General features: G+C 30.1%; 17 protein-coding genes and 1 tRNA gene. 11 read left to right on the forward strand and 7 right to left on the reverse strand.

The window, feature by feature from the left end; translation table 4 throughout:
• Position 1: 1 nt before the first annotated feature.
• Positions 2-907, reverse strand: a complete 906-nt coding sequence (locus tag ACNQ2T_RS01255) for a Cof-type HAD-IIB family hydrolase (protein ID WP_416755121.1) — start codon at positions 905-907, stop codon at positions 2-4.
• A 376-nt stretch (positions 908-1,283) separates the two neighbouring features.
• Here ACNQ2T_RS01255 and pyrH point away from each other — a divergent pair, with 376 nt between their 5' ends.
• Both pyrH and frr read left to right on the forward strand, forming a co-directional pair.
• Complete coding sequence (gene pyrH / locus ACNQ2T_RS01260; RefSeq protein ID WP_416755123.1) at positions 1,284-2,003, forward strand: UMP kinase; 720 nt, start codon at positions 1,284-1,286, stop codon at positions 2,001-2,003.
• The gene (frr, locus tag ACNQ2T_RS01265) at positions 2,003-2,554 is read left to right on the forward strand and encodes a ribosome recycling factor (RefSeq protein WP_416741590.1); all 552 of its coding nucleotides are present in this window, start codon (positions 2,003-2,005) and stop codon (positions 2,552-2,554) included. The genes pyrH and frr overlap by 1 nt, the downstream gene beginning before the upstream one ends.
• 533 nt (positions 2,555-3,087) lie before the next feature.
• Here frr and ACNQ2T_RS01270 read toward each other — a convergent pair.
• Together ACNQ2T_RS01270 and ftsY are read right to left on the reverse strand one after the other, a co-directional pair.
• Entirely contained in the window at positions 3,088-3,315 is a 228-nt protein-coding gene (locus tag ACNQ2T_RS01270) for a sigma factor-like helix-turn-helix DNA-binding protein (protein ID WP_418018728.1), read from the reverse strand.
• Positions 3,308-4,348 carry a signal recognition particle-docking protein FtsY gene (ftsY, locus tag ACNQ2T_RS01275; protein WP_416741588.1) on the reverse strand — a complete coding sequence of 347 codons (1,041 nt, stop codon included), beginning with the start codon at positions 4,346-4,348 and terminating at the stop codon, positions 3,308-3,310. The genes ACNQ2T_RS01270 and ftsY overlap by 8 nt, the downstream gene beginning before the upstream one ends.
• A gap of 162 nt (positions 4,349-4,510) precedes the next feature.
• Here ftsY and ACNQ2T_RS01280 point away from each other — a divergent pair.
• A tRNA-Leu gene (locus tag ACNQ2T_RS01280) sits at positions 4,511-4,595 on the forward strand.
• A gap of 73 nt (positions 4,596-4,668) precedes the next feature.
• Here ACNQ2T_RS01280 and ACNQ2T_RS01285 read toward each other — a convergent pair.
• The 4 genes from ACNQ2T_RS01285 to ACNQ2T_RS01300 form a co-directional block, all read right to left on the reverse strand.
• The gene (locus ACNQ2T_RS01285; protein ID WP_416741587.1) at positions 4,669-4,932 is read right to left on the reverse strand and encodes an HPr family phosphocarrier protein; all 264 of its coding nucleotides are present in this window, start codon (positions 4,930-4,932) and stop codon (positions 4,669-4,671) included.
• Positions 4,933-4,997: 65 nt separating this feature from the next.
• Complete coding sequence (locus tag ACNQ2T_RS01290) at positions 4,998-6,512, reverse strand: phospholipase D-like domain-containing protein (RefSeq protein WP_416755125.1); 1,515 nt, start codon at positions 6,510-6,512, stop codon at positions 4,998-5,000.
• Positions 6,513-6,557: 45 nt separating this feature from the next.
• Positions 6,558-6,806 (reverse strand): DUF2188 domain-containing protein, encoded by a 249-nt coding sequence (locus ACNQ2T_RS01295; protein ID WP_416741585.1) that lies wholly within the window; start codon positions 6,804-6,806, stop codon positions 6,558-6,560.
• A gap of 2 nt (positions 6,807-6,808) precedes the next feature.
• The gene (locus ACNQ2T_RS01300) at positions 6,809-7,246 is read right to left on the reverse strand and encodes an RpiB/LacA/LacB family sugar-phosphate isomerase (protein ID WP_416755129.1); all 438 of its coding nucleotides are present in this window, start codon (positions 7,244-7,246) and stop codon (positions 6,809-6,811) included.
• A 99-nt stretch (positions 7,247-7,345) separates the two neighbouring features.
• On the opposite strand from ACNQ2T_RS01300, the gene ACNQ2T_RS01305 reads away from it, so the two are divergent.
• From ACNQ2T_RS01305 to dnaK, 8 genes are all read left to right on the forward strand, one after another.
• A complete protein-coding gene (locus ACNQ2T_RS01305) occupies positions 7,346-9,370 on the forward strand; it encodes an Mbov_0121 family peptidase domain-containing ABC transporter (protein WP_418035800.1) in 2,025 nt (674 codons plus the stop codon).
• A complete protein-coding gene (locus ACNQ2T_RS01310) occupies positions 9,348-9,731 on the forward strand; it encodes an MAG1140 family protein (protein WP_416755132.1) in 384 nt (127 codons plus the stop codon). The genes ACNQ2T_RS01305 and ACNQ2T_RS01310 overlap by 23 nt, the downstream gene beginning before the upstream one ends.
• Positions 9,732-9,783: 52 nt before the next feature.
• Positions 9,784-10,281: an rRNA maturation RNase YbeY gene (ybeY, locus tag ACNQ2T_RS01315; protein ID WP_416755133.1), complete on the forward strand. Its 498-nt coding sequence runs from the start codon at positions 9,784-9,786 to the stop codon at positions 10,279-10,281.
• A 71-nt stretch (positions 10,282-10,352) separates the two neighbouring features.
• Complete coding sequence (cdd, locus tag ACNQ2T_RS01320) at positions 10,353-10,751, forward strand: cytidine deaminase (RefSeq protein WP_416755134.1); 399 nt, start codon at positions 10,353-10,355, stop codon at positions 10,749-10,751.
• A gap of 2 nt (positions 10,752-10,753) precedes the next feature.
• The gene (gene era / locus ACNQ2T_RS01325; RefSeq protein WP_416741578.1) at positions 10,754-11,635 is read left to right on the forward strand and encodes a GTPase Era; all 882 of its coding nucleotides are present in this window, start codon (positions 10,754-10,756) and stop codon (positions 11,633-11,635) included.
• A gap of 98 nt (positions 11,636-11,733) precedes the next feature.
• Entirely contained in the window at positions 11,734-12,771 is a 1,038-nt protein-coding gene (locus ACNQ2T_RS01330) for a heat-inducible transcriptional repressor HrcA (RefSeq protein WP_416755135.1), read from the forward strand.
• Positions 12,764-13,603 (forward strand): nucleotide exchange factor GrpE, encoded by an 840-nt coding sequence (locus tag ACNQ2T_RS01335; protein ID WP_416755137.1) that lies wholly within the window; start codon positions 12,764-12,766, stop codon positions 13,601-13,603. The genes ACNQ2T_RS01330 and ACNQ2T_RS01335 overlap by 8 nt, the downstream gene beginning before the upstream one ends.
• A 136-nt stretch (positions 13,604-13,739) precedes the next feature.
• Positions 13,740-15,545, forward strand: a complete 1,806-nt coding sequence (gene dnaK, locus ACNQ2T_RS01340; protein WP_416755138.1) for a molecular chaperone DnaK — start codon at positions 13,740-13,742, stop codon at positions 15,543-15,545.
• The last annotated feature ends 99 nt before the right edge of the window (positions 15,546-15,644 follow it).

Consider the following 15,644-nt stretch of genomic DNA (forward strand, 5'->3'; position numbering starts at 1 on the left):
ATTATTCTTCCTCAACTGCTTGAACTTTTCTTTTTCTAGCGTTTGATTTTTCGATTTCAGCTTTAGGGTTGTCTAAGAATTTGTGAATGTATTCTCCAACTCCCCCTTCTTTATTTGTTTTTGTCATTTTAATTGAAGCGTATTTTTTAACATCTTTAGATGCGTTTGCCATTGCTACTGAAACGTTAGCAATCTTAAACATAGGAACATCATTAAATCCATCACCTAAAGCAATAGTGTTTTCAATTTTAATGTCATAGTAACGAATTAATAAGCTTAAAGCTTTTCCTTTGTTGGCTTGAGTATTTGTAATATCAAATACTGGTGTAAGACCTTCACCTTTTGATCAGTATGAGAATTCTGCTAAGTCACCATAACGCGCTTTTAAGTATCTTCTTAAGAATTCAACATCTGTTGTAGCTTTAACGTCAAAGATAACACCTGTAGGCATTAAAGGAAGTTTGTGGTAGTCAAGACCAATTTGTAATTTTGAACTTGTTTTGAATCCAAAAACTTTTTCAAGTTCTTCATCACGGTGATCAAGTTGTACCCAGTCTGGTCCTTCGATTGCTAAGTTAGTAATTTCTTTTTGTACCATTGGGTCCCCAATAATGTATAAAGCTTCGTTTAAGTTTAAGTATTTAATGTAAGGGATAAATTCTTGATTATAAGGGTGGTGAATGTGAGCTCCATTGAAGTTAGAAACGATTGTGTTTAAACCTAAAGTATCATAAATAAATTTAGTACTTCTTCAAGGTCTTCCTGTAAGGATACATACAACGTGCCCTTCTTCTGTGGCTCTTTTAATAGCTGAAACTGTTCTATCGTGGATTGCACCTGTAGCACTTGATTGAAGTGTGGTACCATCTAAGTCGATAGCAAATAAGTATCTTTCTTTTTGTTCCATATTAATAATTCCTTTCGTAATTTAATTATTTGTATAACTTGAATAAAAATGGTATGAAACCATTTCTCGCTAATTGTTATACAATTATAACCATTTTTTTGAAAAATAGAAAAATCATAAATAATTTCCACATTCTGTTCCACATTTGCTTTTTTAGCCTATTTTTGCATATTTTTCAAGACTAAAAGAATCCAAATTTTCTTGCAATCATTTTTAGTTATCTTATTCAAATGATTATTTTAGTCATTACCTAAAGATAGGCCAAGAGCAAAAAATGATGTTTATAGCTATATGCATATAGTAAAAAAAGTAATTAGCATTTCATATCTGGCATATTTTAATATAAAATATAAGCAATAAAAATTAGAGGTGAAAAATGATCAAATATAAAAGAATCTTAATAAAACTTTCTGGTGAAGGTTTTGCAAATAAAGAAAAACATTTAGCAATTGATTATGATTTAGTATCAAAAATTGCTCATCAATTAAAAGAGGTTGTATCTCAAGGTGTTGAGGTATCAATCGTTATTGGTGGGGGTAACTTCTGAAGAGGTGCTTCTGCTGAAAAAAATGGAATCAACAGAAATAGAGCTGACTATATTGGAATGCTTGCAACTATCATGAATGGGCTTGCATTATGCAGTGGATTTGAACAAGTTGGCTTAAAAGCTAGAGTTCAAAGCTCACTTAATATTGACCAAAGAGTTGCTGAGAACTATGTAAATGAAAAAACTTTAAAATACTTAGAACAAGGTGAAGTTGTAATTTTTGTTGGTGGTACCGGTAGACCATTTTTCACAACCGATACAGCTGCTACACTATATGCTTCTGAAATCGGAGCTCAAGTTATTTTAATGGGTAAAAATGGAACTGATGGAGTTTATGACTCAGATCCTAAAAAGAACCCGAGTGCAAAACGCTATGATACAGTAACTTATGATGAAATTCTTGAAAAGAAATTACAAGTTATGGATCTAACTGCAACAAGCATGGCAAGAGATAATAATATCAATTTAATTGTCTTCAACTTACTTGAAGAAAACTCAATAGTAAGAGCATTAGAAGGCACAATCACTCATACGGAGGTAACAAAATAATGGAATTAGAAATGTACTTAATGGAACTAGAAGAAAAATGTGATAAAGCTATTTCTCACTATCGTTTCGAATTATCTAAAATTTCAACAGGGAGAGCAAACCCTCAAATTATTAAAGGAGTTAGAGTTAACTATTACGACACTTTAACACCACTTGAAGAATTAGCTAACATTAGCGTTCCTGAACCACAACAATTATTAATTAAACCTTACGATATTACTTCTGTAAGAGAAATTAATAAAGCTTTAGAAAAAGCTAATTTAGGAATTTTACCAGTTGATGAAGGAAGTCAAATTAGACTTACATTTCCAACATTAACAACTGAAAGACGTAAGGAAATGACAAAATCCCTTGCTAAATTAACTGAAAATGCTAAAGTTGGTGTACGTAATGCACGTCAAGATATCAACAAAGCAATTAAAGCTGATGAAGAATTATCAGAAGATGTTCAAAAGAACTTCTTAGACGCAATTCAAAAAGAAGTAGATAAAGAAATTGCTAAAATTGATGCAATTACTAAAGAAAAACAAGATGAATTAATGAACAAGTAGTTCATAGATATAATAGATATAAATGTAAAAAAATCCTAGTCTTAACTAGGTTTTTTAATTCAATATTGCACTAATAAAGCAAGGAGTAAGCTAAAAATATGTTGCACTTTTTATAATAAGTGACTTTAGATTTATCATTAAAAGAGTAAGAGAAAGCACATTCCTAAGAATGTGCCTAAATTATTCTTATACAACCAATTTTTCTTGAAAACAAAGAGAAAGGTTTTCTTATGGATATTTATAGAATTTAAATATAAACAAATTGGAAATATAATATAAATGAATTTGTATGTGAAATATGCCTACGGAATAAAAAATTTTTACAAATGAAATGGTATGTTAATAATTGATATAAGTAGCAAATTCACTATGCTTTATTAAAATAAAGCAATCTTTTATAAGCAATGATGAGTTACATTTTTTAAATATAAAAAAATGATTAATTATACTTTGGAGCACTTTTACATGCTCCATAATTATTATATTATATTTGAATAACTAATCAATATAAATTGCTAGTCAAAAGAGTTAACTTATTGATCTATTTGCTTTTCGTATTTAAGTAAATTTTTAATAGCTTTATTTAAGGCGTCATAAGCAGCTGATCTAGTGGTTGCTAGAATTTCAGCAACTTCTGCATAAGAAAGGTCTTGTTCATAGTATAAACGAAAGACTTGTTGTTGGTTTTGTGTTAGTAATTTGCCATATTTATCAAATAAGGCTGTATATCTGTCGATATTTTCAATTGATTTATTATTCATGAATTAAATCCTTAGTCATTTGATAAATAAACATTTCAAGGTCAAATTCTTGTAAATCATCTAACCCTTCTCCTAGACCAACATATTTAACATCAATATCATACTCATCTTTAATTGAAAGTACAATACCACCTTTTGATGTTCCATCCATTTTGGTTAGAATAATTCCAGTTAAGTTAGCAATATCTTTGAAATGTTTAGCTTGTGATAATCCATTTTGTCCAGTAGTTGCATCTAGTACTAATAAAGATTCATGAGGAGCTGAAGGTTCAAACTTTTGAATTACACCAATCATTTTTTCCAGTTCCTTCATTAAGTTAACTTTATTTTGTAATCTACCAGCTGTATCAATGATTAATAAATCATAGTGTTCACTTGTAGCTTTATCCATTGCTTTATAGACTACACTAGAAGGATCAGCACCTTCTTTATCAGGCTTTACAATGCTTGCTCCAATTCTTTCTGCTCAAACACCTAACTGGTTAACTGCACCAGCTCTAAAGGTATCAGCAGCAGCTATTAGTACCTTTTTACCTTCTTTGATATATTTGTTTGCTATTTTGGCAATTGAAGTAGTTTTTCCTGATCCATTAACTCCAACAAAAATAAAGACATTTAATCTACCATCTTCAAAGTTTAAATTAGTGTTAACAATTGAGTTATTAGCATAAATTGAAAACATCATATCAGCTACTAATTCACCAATCAATTTTGGATCATCAATATTGTTAGTTCTAATTTCTTGTTTGATTTTTTCAATCATAACATCAACTAAAGAGGCATTAATATCTGACATAATAAGCAATTCTTCAAAGTCATCAAAGAAATCTTCATCTATTTTAACGTGCTTATTTTGAATTTCGAGTAGTTTTTTTCCAAATGAGGAAGCACTATTAAGTCCTGATTCATATTTCTTAAACTTTTCTGAAGCTAATATTTCTTTAGTTTCTTTTTCATCTAGTTGTTTATTAACTGTTTCTACATCTTTTTTCTTAGTAAAAACTTTTTCTTTTAATTTAGTAAAAAATCCCATATATGTATTTTACTAATTAAATTAAAATTGCTGCATTATTTTTTAATAAATAGCTTACTTTTACCTAATTTTAAGTAAGAAGAAAAAGACTGGGCAAAAGCAACTTTTTTCCAGTTTTCTTATTTACTTCTTTCGTTTTTTATATTATAATATTTACATCAAGCCCGAGTGGTGAAATTGGCAGACACGCTAGACTAAGGATCTAGTGGAGCAATCCGTGCAGGTTCAAATCCTGTCTTGGGCACCAGAATATGCGTTTATCGCATTTTTTTATTGCTTTTTTGCATAAAAAATCACCACTGAATTGGTGGTGATATTTACTATATTAAACCGTTAGCTTCTAATGCGCCTTTGATAGCTTTAACTGCATCAGCTTCATCGTCGCCAGAAACTTTGATTGTGATTTCGGCACCGTGTTTAACACCTAAGGCCATAATGTTCATAATAGATTTTAAATTAGCTTCACGTCCGTTGTAAATTAATTTAGAATCAGACTTGAATTTAGTTGCTGTAGAAACTATTAATGTAGCAGGTCTAGCGTGTAGCCCAATCGGGTCAATAATCTTAGATGAAAATTCTTTCATTAGACTCCTCCATAGGATTTACGTTCTATATTTATAAACTTAAATTCTTTTTTCGTACGTTATTATTATATCAGTGGTTTAGTAATATCATATAGAAATTTTTCAATAACGTTAGGCTTTTTATCGATTTCTGGAAAATTTTCCACTTTTTGGCTATCTTTTTCATATTTGTGGAAAATTCCACATAGGTTTTCAATGGATTTACCAGTTAAAATGTCCATAGTTTCATATTGAGAAAACATACTACGTGAATCTCAATTATTTGTTCCGACCCAGCCATATTCATCATCAATTAGCCCAGCTTTAGTATGCAAGAAGTGATCTTGATAGATTTTAACTTCCAAACCATATTCCCTAAGCTTGCTAAGTTGGTAAATACCAATCTTATAAACTAGTTTTTTATCAGGCAGCCCAGGGAAATAAAGCGTAACTTTAACTCCACTTTTAAGGGCTAGGATAATTTGCTTTTCAAGGGCACGAGTAATTGAAAAATAAGGGGTAGCAATCTTAATGCTTTTTTTAGCATTCGGAATCATTTTAAGGAAAAACAATTCAGCTTCTGAATGTGAATAAGATGGTGATTCAGTAACTAGTAAAGCTGAATCTTCGTAGTTTTGATTTTGATCAGGGATAAAAAGCGATGCTTGAATATCTATTTCACTGCGGGTAATAACTTTCCAAAACTTAATAAAGTGTATGATGTAAGCATTAATATATGGTCCAGTAATTCGATAGTTTAAATCGATTCAGTGCCCATATTTTTTTGACATTGAGGCATATTCATCAGAGATGTTATTTCCACCTGAAAATACCACTTCATTGTCAATGATAATAAATTTTTGGTGATTACGTGAGAAACTAGCTGCATTGATAAAAGGATAATAGATTTTACCAATTAGCTTAATTTCAATATTTGGATGTTTGTTTAATTTACGTAGCAATCTTTTTTGCGATGCCATGGCACCAAAGTCATCAACTAACCACTTGATCTTAACCCCTTGGTTCGCCTTTTGCTCAAGAATGTGCAAGAATTCTTGTGAGATTTCAGATTGCTTAATAATGTAAGTCACAATGTAGATACTACGCTGCGATTGTTTTAAGGCTGCAAATAAATCATCGTAAAAGCGATATCCTTCAGCAAAGAAATCAAAGTTACATGGCAATACCATGTTTTGATTAATATTTTCCATGCGCTTAAGCATCGCAATGTGTTTTACTGAATTATTGCTATAAATTAAATCTTTATAGGTTCTTAAATTGTATTTCGGGTCTTCGTTAATTTTGAGTTCATATTTATTTCTAAATAATAACCCATAGCCAATAAAAATAGCATGTCCAATAAAGGGAACTAGTAAGACTAAATAAATCCAACTAAATTTCGCTTCATGTTCACGATTTTGAGCATATATTACAAAAACAAAGAGCACATTAATTAGGTAAAGTAGGAATAAAAGCAAGTAAGCATATCGCTTATCAACATTTAAAATAAGCATAGTAATTCCAACAATAAACCCAATAAATAAAATAATTTGTAGTAAGAAAATTACTACATTTTTTAAACTTATTTTAGTTTTATTCATATTTAAATTTTATCTTAATTAAAAATAACGCGTAAGCGTTATTTATTATTTTTCTTTAAAGCTTTGACCAGCTCTAATTTTACCTTTTTGACTGTGGATAAGGTATCTTCCTTCATTGTTTTTAGCTAATTGTTTTGCATATTCAATAGCTTCTTTTTGGGTGTCAAAAGTCTTGATTGCCTTAACTCCACCTTGTCTTATAACTTTTCATCCATCAGGGTGTTGTGAAACGTGTCAAACAGCAGCTAATTCTTTAGCTTCTTTTTCGTTTACTTCTAAGTTTTTATCAGCCATAATTATTCGTCCAATTCATCAATTCTTGCTTGGTGACGTCCACCTTCGTATTCTGTTTTTAAGTATTCATCAACCATAGCTTTAGCTTGGTCTAATGTAACTTGACGTCCACCAAAAACAAGAACGTTTGCATTGTTGTGTTGTTTTGCTAAGTGTGCGTCTTCAACAGATGTTACTCTAGCTGCTCTAATGTGTTTGTGTCTGTTTAAAGCGTAAGAAATTCCTAAACCTGTTCCACAAACACCAATTCCAAATGTTGGTTTAGCTTCATCAATATAGTTAGCTAATTCTTTTCCCATTAAAGCGTATGAAACAGAATTTGCGTCTGTAGATGGACCTAAGTCAACAACGTCAAAACCTTTTTCTTTAAGGTATGTTGCTAATTCATCTTTTAATTTGAATCCAGCGTGATCACTTGCAAGTGCTACTACTTTGTTCATAAAATATCTCCTTTCACTTTTTATACCTTAATTATATAGAAAAAAACGCTTTTTGTTCTTTTTTAGTCCACTTATCGAATAATTTAATTTATAGAATATATGAGAGAAAAACAAATTGATATTAGAGATTGCTCACTGTTTGTTTTGAAGTGATTTTATGATCACTATAATCTCAATTCAATTGAAATTAGTGAGCTAAAGTTAAATGCCAAATATACTGAAAAAGGAATTGCTATTCCTGATTTTGAAGCATTAGCTAGTAATTATAATTTCGCAATTGAAGTCTACAATTGTGACTTTTTAGGCTTACTGCAATTAGATATTGAAACCTTTCCAATTGCAGCGCTAATAAAGAAGGATAATAATACTCACATGGTGGTAATTAAGAAAGTAACGCATAATAAAATTAAACTTTATGATCCTGTCTTTGGAAATGTATCTTACTCATATGCAGACTTTAAAGCTAATTTTTTTGGCTTGCTGATAAACTTTAAAAAACAAGAGGGTGAATTAAAATTTAGCTCACAGCTAAAAGAAAGTTCTTGAGTCAAGTTTGATAAGTTTTCCTTCTTCTATTTAGCTGCCTTATTGTGCGAAATTTTAATTCTATTTTCCTTGCCTTATTTTAATAAGATTATTTTGGAAAAAATTATTCCAAATAAGCTAAATATTCACTTGTTGTATCTTGGAATAGTCTTTATTTTTGTGGTGCTATTAAATTTTGCTTTACGCAATCTTAGCCAAAAGATTTTGCAAAAGATACTAGCACAAAGGCGTGAAAGTGTCTCTTTAAACTTTATTAAGAATTTAAAATTTAAAAATTATAAAGTAATAGATAAGCTTACTGTACTAGAAGCTAAAAATCGGATCGCAGTCTTTGATACTATTATTCATTTCCAAATTGTTTTTATACCTGAGGTGCTTTCAAGTGTTATTACCTTAATTTTGGCTCTTATTTTACTATGAAATGTTAATGTCTACTTAATGATTATTATTGCGCTTTATTCAGTTCTAACACTTATAGTAAGCTTTATTTCAAAATCAATCTATGATAATGAATTTCCAAAACTAATGCAAGAAAATATCTCAACTGATAATGCTTTTAACAACTATTTTAACCATATAAAAAACATTCATAACTACTATCTAGATGAAAAACTATTTAATACTCTATCTAATTCATATCAAAATATGAACTTAAAGTTACTGCAATTTAAAGAAAAGACCATTTCACTAAATTCATTTTTAGCTACTTTAGATGTTATTGCACCCTTATGTATCCTAATTTTAGGTTCATATCAAATTTGAAACAATAAATTAAGTGTAGTCAATTTAATCTTTTTCCTAACTGGGGCTAGTTTATTTACTCGACCAATTAAAAATGTTTTACCGCTAGTAAGTAGTTATAGTGAGTTTAAAAAAGCCTTTAGTATGCTTAAAATATTTAAATTTGATGAGCAAGAAACTGAAGAAAGCAACAGTGTTGATAAGAAAATAAATTCAATTAAGCTTTCAAGTATTACCTATTCATATACTGAGTCCAAAATCAATAAAGCACTGAATATAAATTCTTGTATTATAGATAAAAGCCTCCATTTAATAGGACCAAATGGATGTGGTAAGTCAACTTTGTGTGCAATTTTAAATGGTTCTAAGCAAGCAGATGATGGAGAAATACTAATTAATGGCAATAAAGTTAATCCATTTTTAGATGCAGGTTATAAAACCAAAGTCATTTATATTGGAAAAGATAATAATTTAACACTTTCAGTACTTGATTACTTATGCATTAGCAATATTGAGCAGTTTAATGAGCTAATTAATCAACTGGATTTAAAAGGTTGCTTACAACATTTAAATATTAATTTAAGTCAAAATATTTCACTTGATAATCTTTCTTCAGGTCAAAAGCAATTTATTGCACTACTTAGTTTATTTTTGCTTCCCTATGATGTTGTGATGCTTGATGAGGCTTTTGAAAATTTAGATCAATATACTTTTGAAACCTTGCGTAACAAGTTGCAAAATGAATTGGGAAGTGCTTTAGTCCTAGAGATTAGTCATAATGGTAGATATTTATATCCAGAAAGTGAGGAGTTAAATGTACAAGAAATTAGTGCATAACTATTTAATTGAAATAGTGCTATTTATAGTTCTACTTGGACTTTTTGCTTTCATTATGTATTTAATTGTTACAGTTAAATTGCAAGATTATAAAGAAGGATTAATCCGTTATGAGGGTGATGATTTATATTTATATAATCTCAAACCACAAGATTTACCAAGTGAGCAAATAAGTATTAATTTTAACTATGACAATCACTTATATACCTATAGCGTAGATACAAAAAATGAAGAAGGTAATTTGGTAAAACTGTATAGTGAAGCTTTAAAATTCTTCCTGGATCAAAACAATATTGCTGAGCTAAAAGTGAGTGTTAAAATGCAAGATATCTCAGTTTTAAGTTATATATTTTCACTGTAAATTTAATAAGATAATTACTCTTTTAGCAAAATAAAAAAAGTATAATAATTTTATGAAAATTAACGTAGAAACAGATGCTATTAAAGCAGAAGATGAAATTTCAATTCACTCTCGTATTAAGCGTGCAATTATTTATCAAGCAGAAATGGAACAAATAGTTGCTAACTTAAAGAAATACTTTAAAATCAAAAAACCAGTGATACTAGATGTTACAATCGTTTCACCAGCAGCAATTAAGAAATTAAATGCTGAATATAGAGGAAAAGATTATGTAACTGACATCTTATCATTTGACTTTGGTTTTGATTCATTTGACATGGACTCATTACCATTTTTACAAATTGGAGAATTAGTAATTTGCTGAGAAAAAGTAGAAAAGCAAGCTAAAGAGTTTGGACATTCAGTTCGCAGAGAATTTTGCTACTTATTTACTCATGGTTTAGTTCACTTAATGGGATATGACCACGAAGAAGAAAATGAAAGAAAAGAAATGAATGCCATTGTGGATGCAATATTTGATCCACTTAAGATTACACGTGAATCATTTTAAAACGAGCATGTCGGTTAAAGGCGACTAAAGTAAGGATTATATGCTCACAAATTTATTAAGGAGATAATATTATGACTTTTGAAAAATTAAGAGACTTATTAAAATATTCTTACGCACCATATTCTAAGTTTCCAGTTGCAGCTATCTTGGTAGCTGAAGATGGAACAGAATACTACGGAGTTAATGTAGAAAACGCAGCTTACCCATCAGGACTTTGCGCTGAAAGAAGTGCAATGTTTGGTTCAGTAGCTTACGGTGGAAAAGTTGGAACATTCAAGGAAATTCACATTATCAGTGGAAAAAATGAAATCATTAGCCCATGTGCTGGATGTAGACAAGTAATGACAGAATTCATGCCATTAGACGCTAAAGTTTACCAATACAGTAATGATGGTAAAAGTGTTAGAGTAAACACTGTTGAAGAACTTGTTCCTTTCAGCATTAGAGCAGAAGAAATTACAATTAAATAATTATGAAAATTTGCTTTGCAAGTATCCTTGGTAGACCAAATGTTGGAAAGAGTTCATTACTAAATGCAATTTTAGGTTACAATGTTGCAATTGTAACTGATACAGCGCAAACTACAAGAGATCAAATTACTGGTATTTATACTGATGATGACACTCAAATTATTTTTACTGATACACCTGGAATCCACAAACCATTAAACAAGCTTGGCGAAGCTTTAAACAAAAACGCCTATGACGCAGCTAAAGATGTTGACGTCTTATTATTCTTAACACCTGCTGATGAAAAACTTGGTAAAGGTGATGAAATGATTTTAGAAAAAATTGCTCACACTAAAAATAAGATCGCAGTTGTTTCTAAAATTGACAAAATCAGAAGCAAACCTGAAATTTTAGTTGAAAAAATTAATGAATTACACGCACATGGTTTTGAAACTATTTTAGCTACTGATGTAAATGACTATAGATCAATTAATGCTTTAATAAATGAAATTAAGAAATATAGTTATGATGGTGAACCTCAATACGACCCTGAGTATTTAACTGATAAATCTATGAGATTTTTAGCTAAAGAAATTATTCGTGAGTCAGCTATTAATGCTTTATATGAAGAATTACCTCACTCAATTGCAGTTGAAGTGTCTGAATTTATTGAAGAAGATGATCACATTACAATTGATGCAGTAATTTATGTTAAGAAAGCTTCACAAAAAGGTATGGTCATTGGTAAAGGTGGAGAAAAAATTAAACAAATTGGCAAGAATGCTAGAATGAAGATCGCACATCAATTTGATGTGCCAACCACTTTAACTTTAAAAGTAAAAATTGCTAAAAAATGAATTGATGATCCAGAAGCTCTTGAAAAATTTGGTTATTCAAGTAAATAAATCACTCTATATATAAAGGGTGGTTTTTTCTTTAGCAAGCTTTTAGCAAAAGAAAAGTTTATTTGCTAAAAAATAAAATATTGTGGTAAAATAGTTCTATGAAAACAGGAAATAGATTAAGTGAAAAGTATGAACCAGTGCTTAAATACACAGTCCAAGCTTATATAGAAACAGGTGAACCAGTTTCATCATCATATTTATTAAGTAAGTATGCTCCAATTCATCCAGAGATCAATTTCTCAAGTGCTAAAATGCGCTACATGATGAATGATTTAGAGGAATTTGGCTTCCTTAAAAAAGAAGCACATACAAGTGGAAGAATACCTACTATTGAAGGGCTAAATTATTATGCAAAACATTTAAGTGCTTTAGCAACAACTCGTTTTGAAGATAAACTTGATGCTATACTCGCAAATAAAAATGTTGCAATTGACCAGACAGTGGATCAAGCTGCCCAAATTATTTCAGATATGACTGGGTTAACTATGATAACAACTGAGTCAAATGTGCATGATATGGAACTTAAAAGTATTGATTTAGTAGCACTTAGTGATACTAAAGCAACAATTGTAATGGTTATTTCTTCAGGTGAAGTATTTTCAAAGATTCTTAATATCAGTGATAAAGACTTCAAAATGAATGATGTTAGAATTGCAATTAAGATTTTTAAAGAAAGATTAATTAATACACCACTGCAAGAAATTCCAATGCGTTTAGAATTACTTAAAGATGTGCTTGCTCAATCAGTTAAGAAATATCAAGAATTAATCAATTCATTTGTTGAAGATGTCTTCCATAATATTGGATTTAGAACAAAATCAAGAAACAATATCTATGGTAAAAATAACATCATACTTAGTCCTAAAATTGATAGAGAAAATTTAAATAAGATGATCGAACTTATTGAAAACCACTCAGTTTGAGAAAGTATTGAAAGTGAACTTGAAGAAAATGAAAAAATCAAGATCATGATTGATGATTCTGGTGCATATATGTCTAAGAAAATTGAATCAGGTGATAAGATCACTGAAATTTCAGTAGTTGGAGCAACTACATCAAACTATGATATGATGCGTTCAGCTATCAAAATTTTAGACAATTACTTAAATAGAAAGAAGGAAGATAAAAATGAATAATACAAAACTAAATGTTGGCGATATAGTTAAAGGTAACTTTACATTGTTTGTCAATGATGAAATCATGACAGAATACACTAAACAATGTAGCATTGAGTTAGGAAAAGAACAATATCTTCCTAACTTTGATGAATATTTAATTAATCGTAAAGTAAAACCTAGTTTAGAAGTTAAATTAAGTTTTGCTAAAAATTATCCTATAGAAGCTTTAGCAGGTAAAAATGCTAAAGTAATTATTGAAGAAGTACAAGTTACTTACAGTCATCATAAGGGACATGAAGCTAAAAATAGTAAAGAAGTGGAAAATTTAAAAGCTGAAATTGAAACTTTAAAAGCAAAACTAGCTGAAAAAGAACATAAGATCTTACTTGATGAATACATGTATAAGGAAAAACTTGAAACTTTACAAACTAAAGCTAAAGAAAAACTTGAAGCTGAACAAGCTCACTTGCACTCAAAAATGAAACATGAAAAAGCAGAAATAAAAAAATACGCTTTACAAGGTTTCTTAGAAGATTTTATTGAACCTTTTAACAACTTTTTAGCTGCAACTAATGCTGGAGCTAATTCAGATAATGCAATTGTTAAAAACTATTGTTATGGATTTAGTATTGTAGCTAAACAATTTACTAACTTACTAGAACAACACGGTGCTTTCATTATCCAACCTGAAATTGGAAGTGAATTTAATCCAGAACAAGAAGAAGTTTTAGATTTTGTTGCTGATGAAACTAAAGCTAATAATACTATTGTTCGGGTAGTACGTTTAGGTCTTTCAATCGATGATCGACTCGTAAAACCTGCTGGTGTAATAGTAGTAAAAAACAGCTAAAAAAATAATTAAAAAAAATTAGCAAATAAGTATTGCATTTGCTAAAATGGTGGTATAATATTATCAGTTCAAGGGGATGAAATAAAGAAAATCTACCTAAACTTAAATAATTAATTTTATTTTAGGAGGCTATATTATGGCAAAAGAAATAGTATTAGGAATTGACTTAGGAACAACAAACTCTGTTGTTACAGTTATGGAAAACAAACAACCAGTTGTGTTAGAAAACCCAAATGGTAAAAGAACAACTCCATCAGTAGTTGCTTTCAAAGGAAACGAAATTATTGTTGGGGATGCTGCTAAAAGACAAGTTGAAACAAACCCAAACACAGTTGTATCAATTAAAAGATTAATGGGAACAGATAAAACTGTACATGTAAATGGAAAAGACTACAAACCAGAAGAAATTTCAGCAATGATCCTTTCATACATGAAAGATTATGCTGAAGCAAAACTTGGTAAAAAAGTTTCAAAAGCAGTTATTACTGTACCAGCTTACTTTGACAACGCTCAACGTGAAGCTACAAAAATTGCAGGTAAAATTGCTGGACTTGATGTATTAAGAATTATTAACGAACCTACTGCTGCTGCATTAGCATTCGGACTTGAAAAAACTCACAAATCAATGAAAGTGTTAGTATATGACCTTGGTGGTGGTACATTTGACGTTTCAGTTCTAGAACTTGAAAATGGAACATTTGAAGTACTTTCAACTAGTGGTGATAACCACCTTGGAGGGGATGATTGAGATCATGAAATCGTTGAATGATTAATCAAGAAAATTAAAGATGAACACTCATACGATGTAAGAAACGATAAAATGGCTATGGCTAGATTAAAAGAAGCTGCTGAAAAGGCTAAAATTGACCTTTCAAACCAATCAACAGCTACAATTAACCTTCCATTCTTAGCTGTAACAGCTGCTGGACCATTAAACGTTGAATTAGAATTAAAACGTAGTGAATTTGAAGCAATGAGTTCACACTTACTTGATAGAACAAGAAAACCTATTGAAGATGCTTTAAGAGAAGCTGGAATTACAGCTAAAGATCTTGATGAAGTATTACTTGTTGGTGGATCAACAAGAATGCCAGCTGTTCAAGAAATGGTACGTTTAACATTAGGAAAAGAACCTAACAGATCAATTAACCCTGATGAAGTTGTATCAATTGGTGCTGCTATTCAAGGTGCTGTATTAGCTGGAGATATTAATGATATTTTACTTCTTGATGTTACACCTTTAACACTTGGAATTGAAACACTTGGAGGAATTTCTACTCCTTTAATCCCAAGAAACACAACAATCCCTGTAACAAAATCACAAATCTTCTCAACTGCTGCAGATAACCAAACAGAAGTTACAATTAGAGTTGTGCAAGGTGAAAGAGAAATGGCAAATGATAACAAGTTACTTGGACAATTCAATTTAACAGGAATTGAACCTGCTCCTAGAGGAATTCCTCAAATCGAAGTAAGTTTCTCAATCGATGTTAACGGAATTACAACAGTAACTGCTAAAGATGTTAAAACAAACAAAGAACAATCAATTACAATTCAAAACTCATCTAAACTTTCAGAAGCTGAAATCGAAAAAATGATTAAAGAAGCTGAATTAAACAAAGAAGCTGACAAGAAACGTAAAGAAGAAGCTGAAACAATTGTTAGAGCTGAATCTCTAATTGACCAAATTAAGAAAGCTAATGCTGAACAAGGTGACAAGATGGATCCTAAAGCAAAAGAAGAATCAGATAAACTTGTAAAAGAATTAGAAGACTTAATTGCTAAAAAAGACATTGAAGCTTTAAAAGTAAAATTAGACCAAGTAGAAGAAGTAATTAAGAACTTTGCTAACGCTGCTGCTCAACAAAACGCAAATGCAAGCGCAAATGCTAACACACAAGCTAACTCAGATGAAGATGTTGCTGAAGTGGTAGAAGAATAATACATTCAATAATTTGAGATATACCTTCGGGTATATCTTTTTTTATAAATTTACTTTATTTAATTGCTTCTAAAAATATATTGATAAAATTTAAGTTAA

The sequence above is a fragment of the Mycoplasma haliaeeti genome (genome assembly GCF_048284645.1).
Taxonomy (GTDB): Bacteria; Bacillota_I; Bacilli_A; order Mycoplasmatales; family Metamycoplasmataceae; genus Mycoplasmopsis.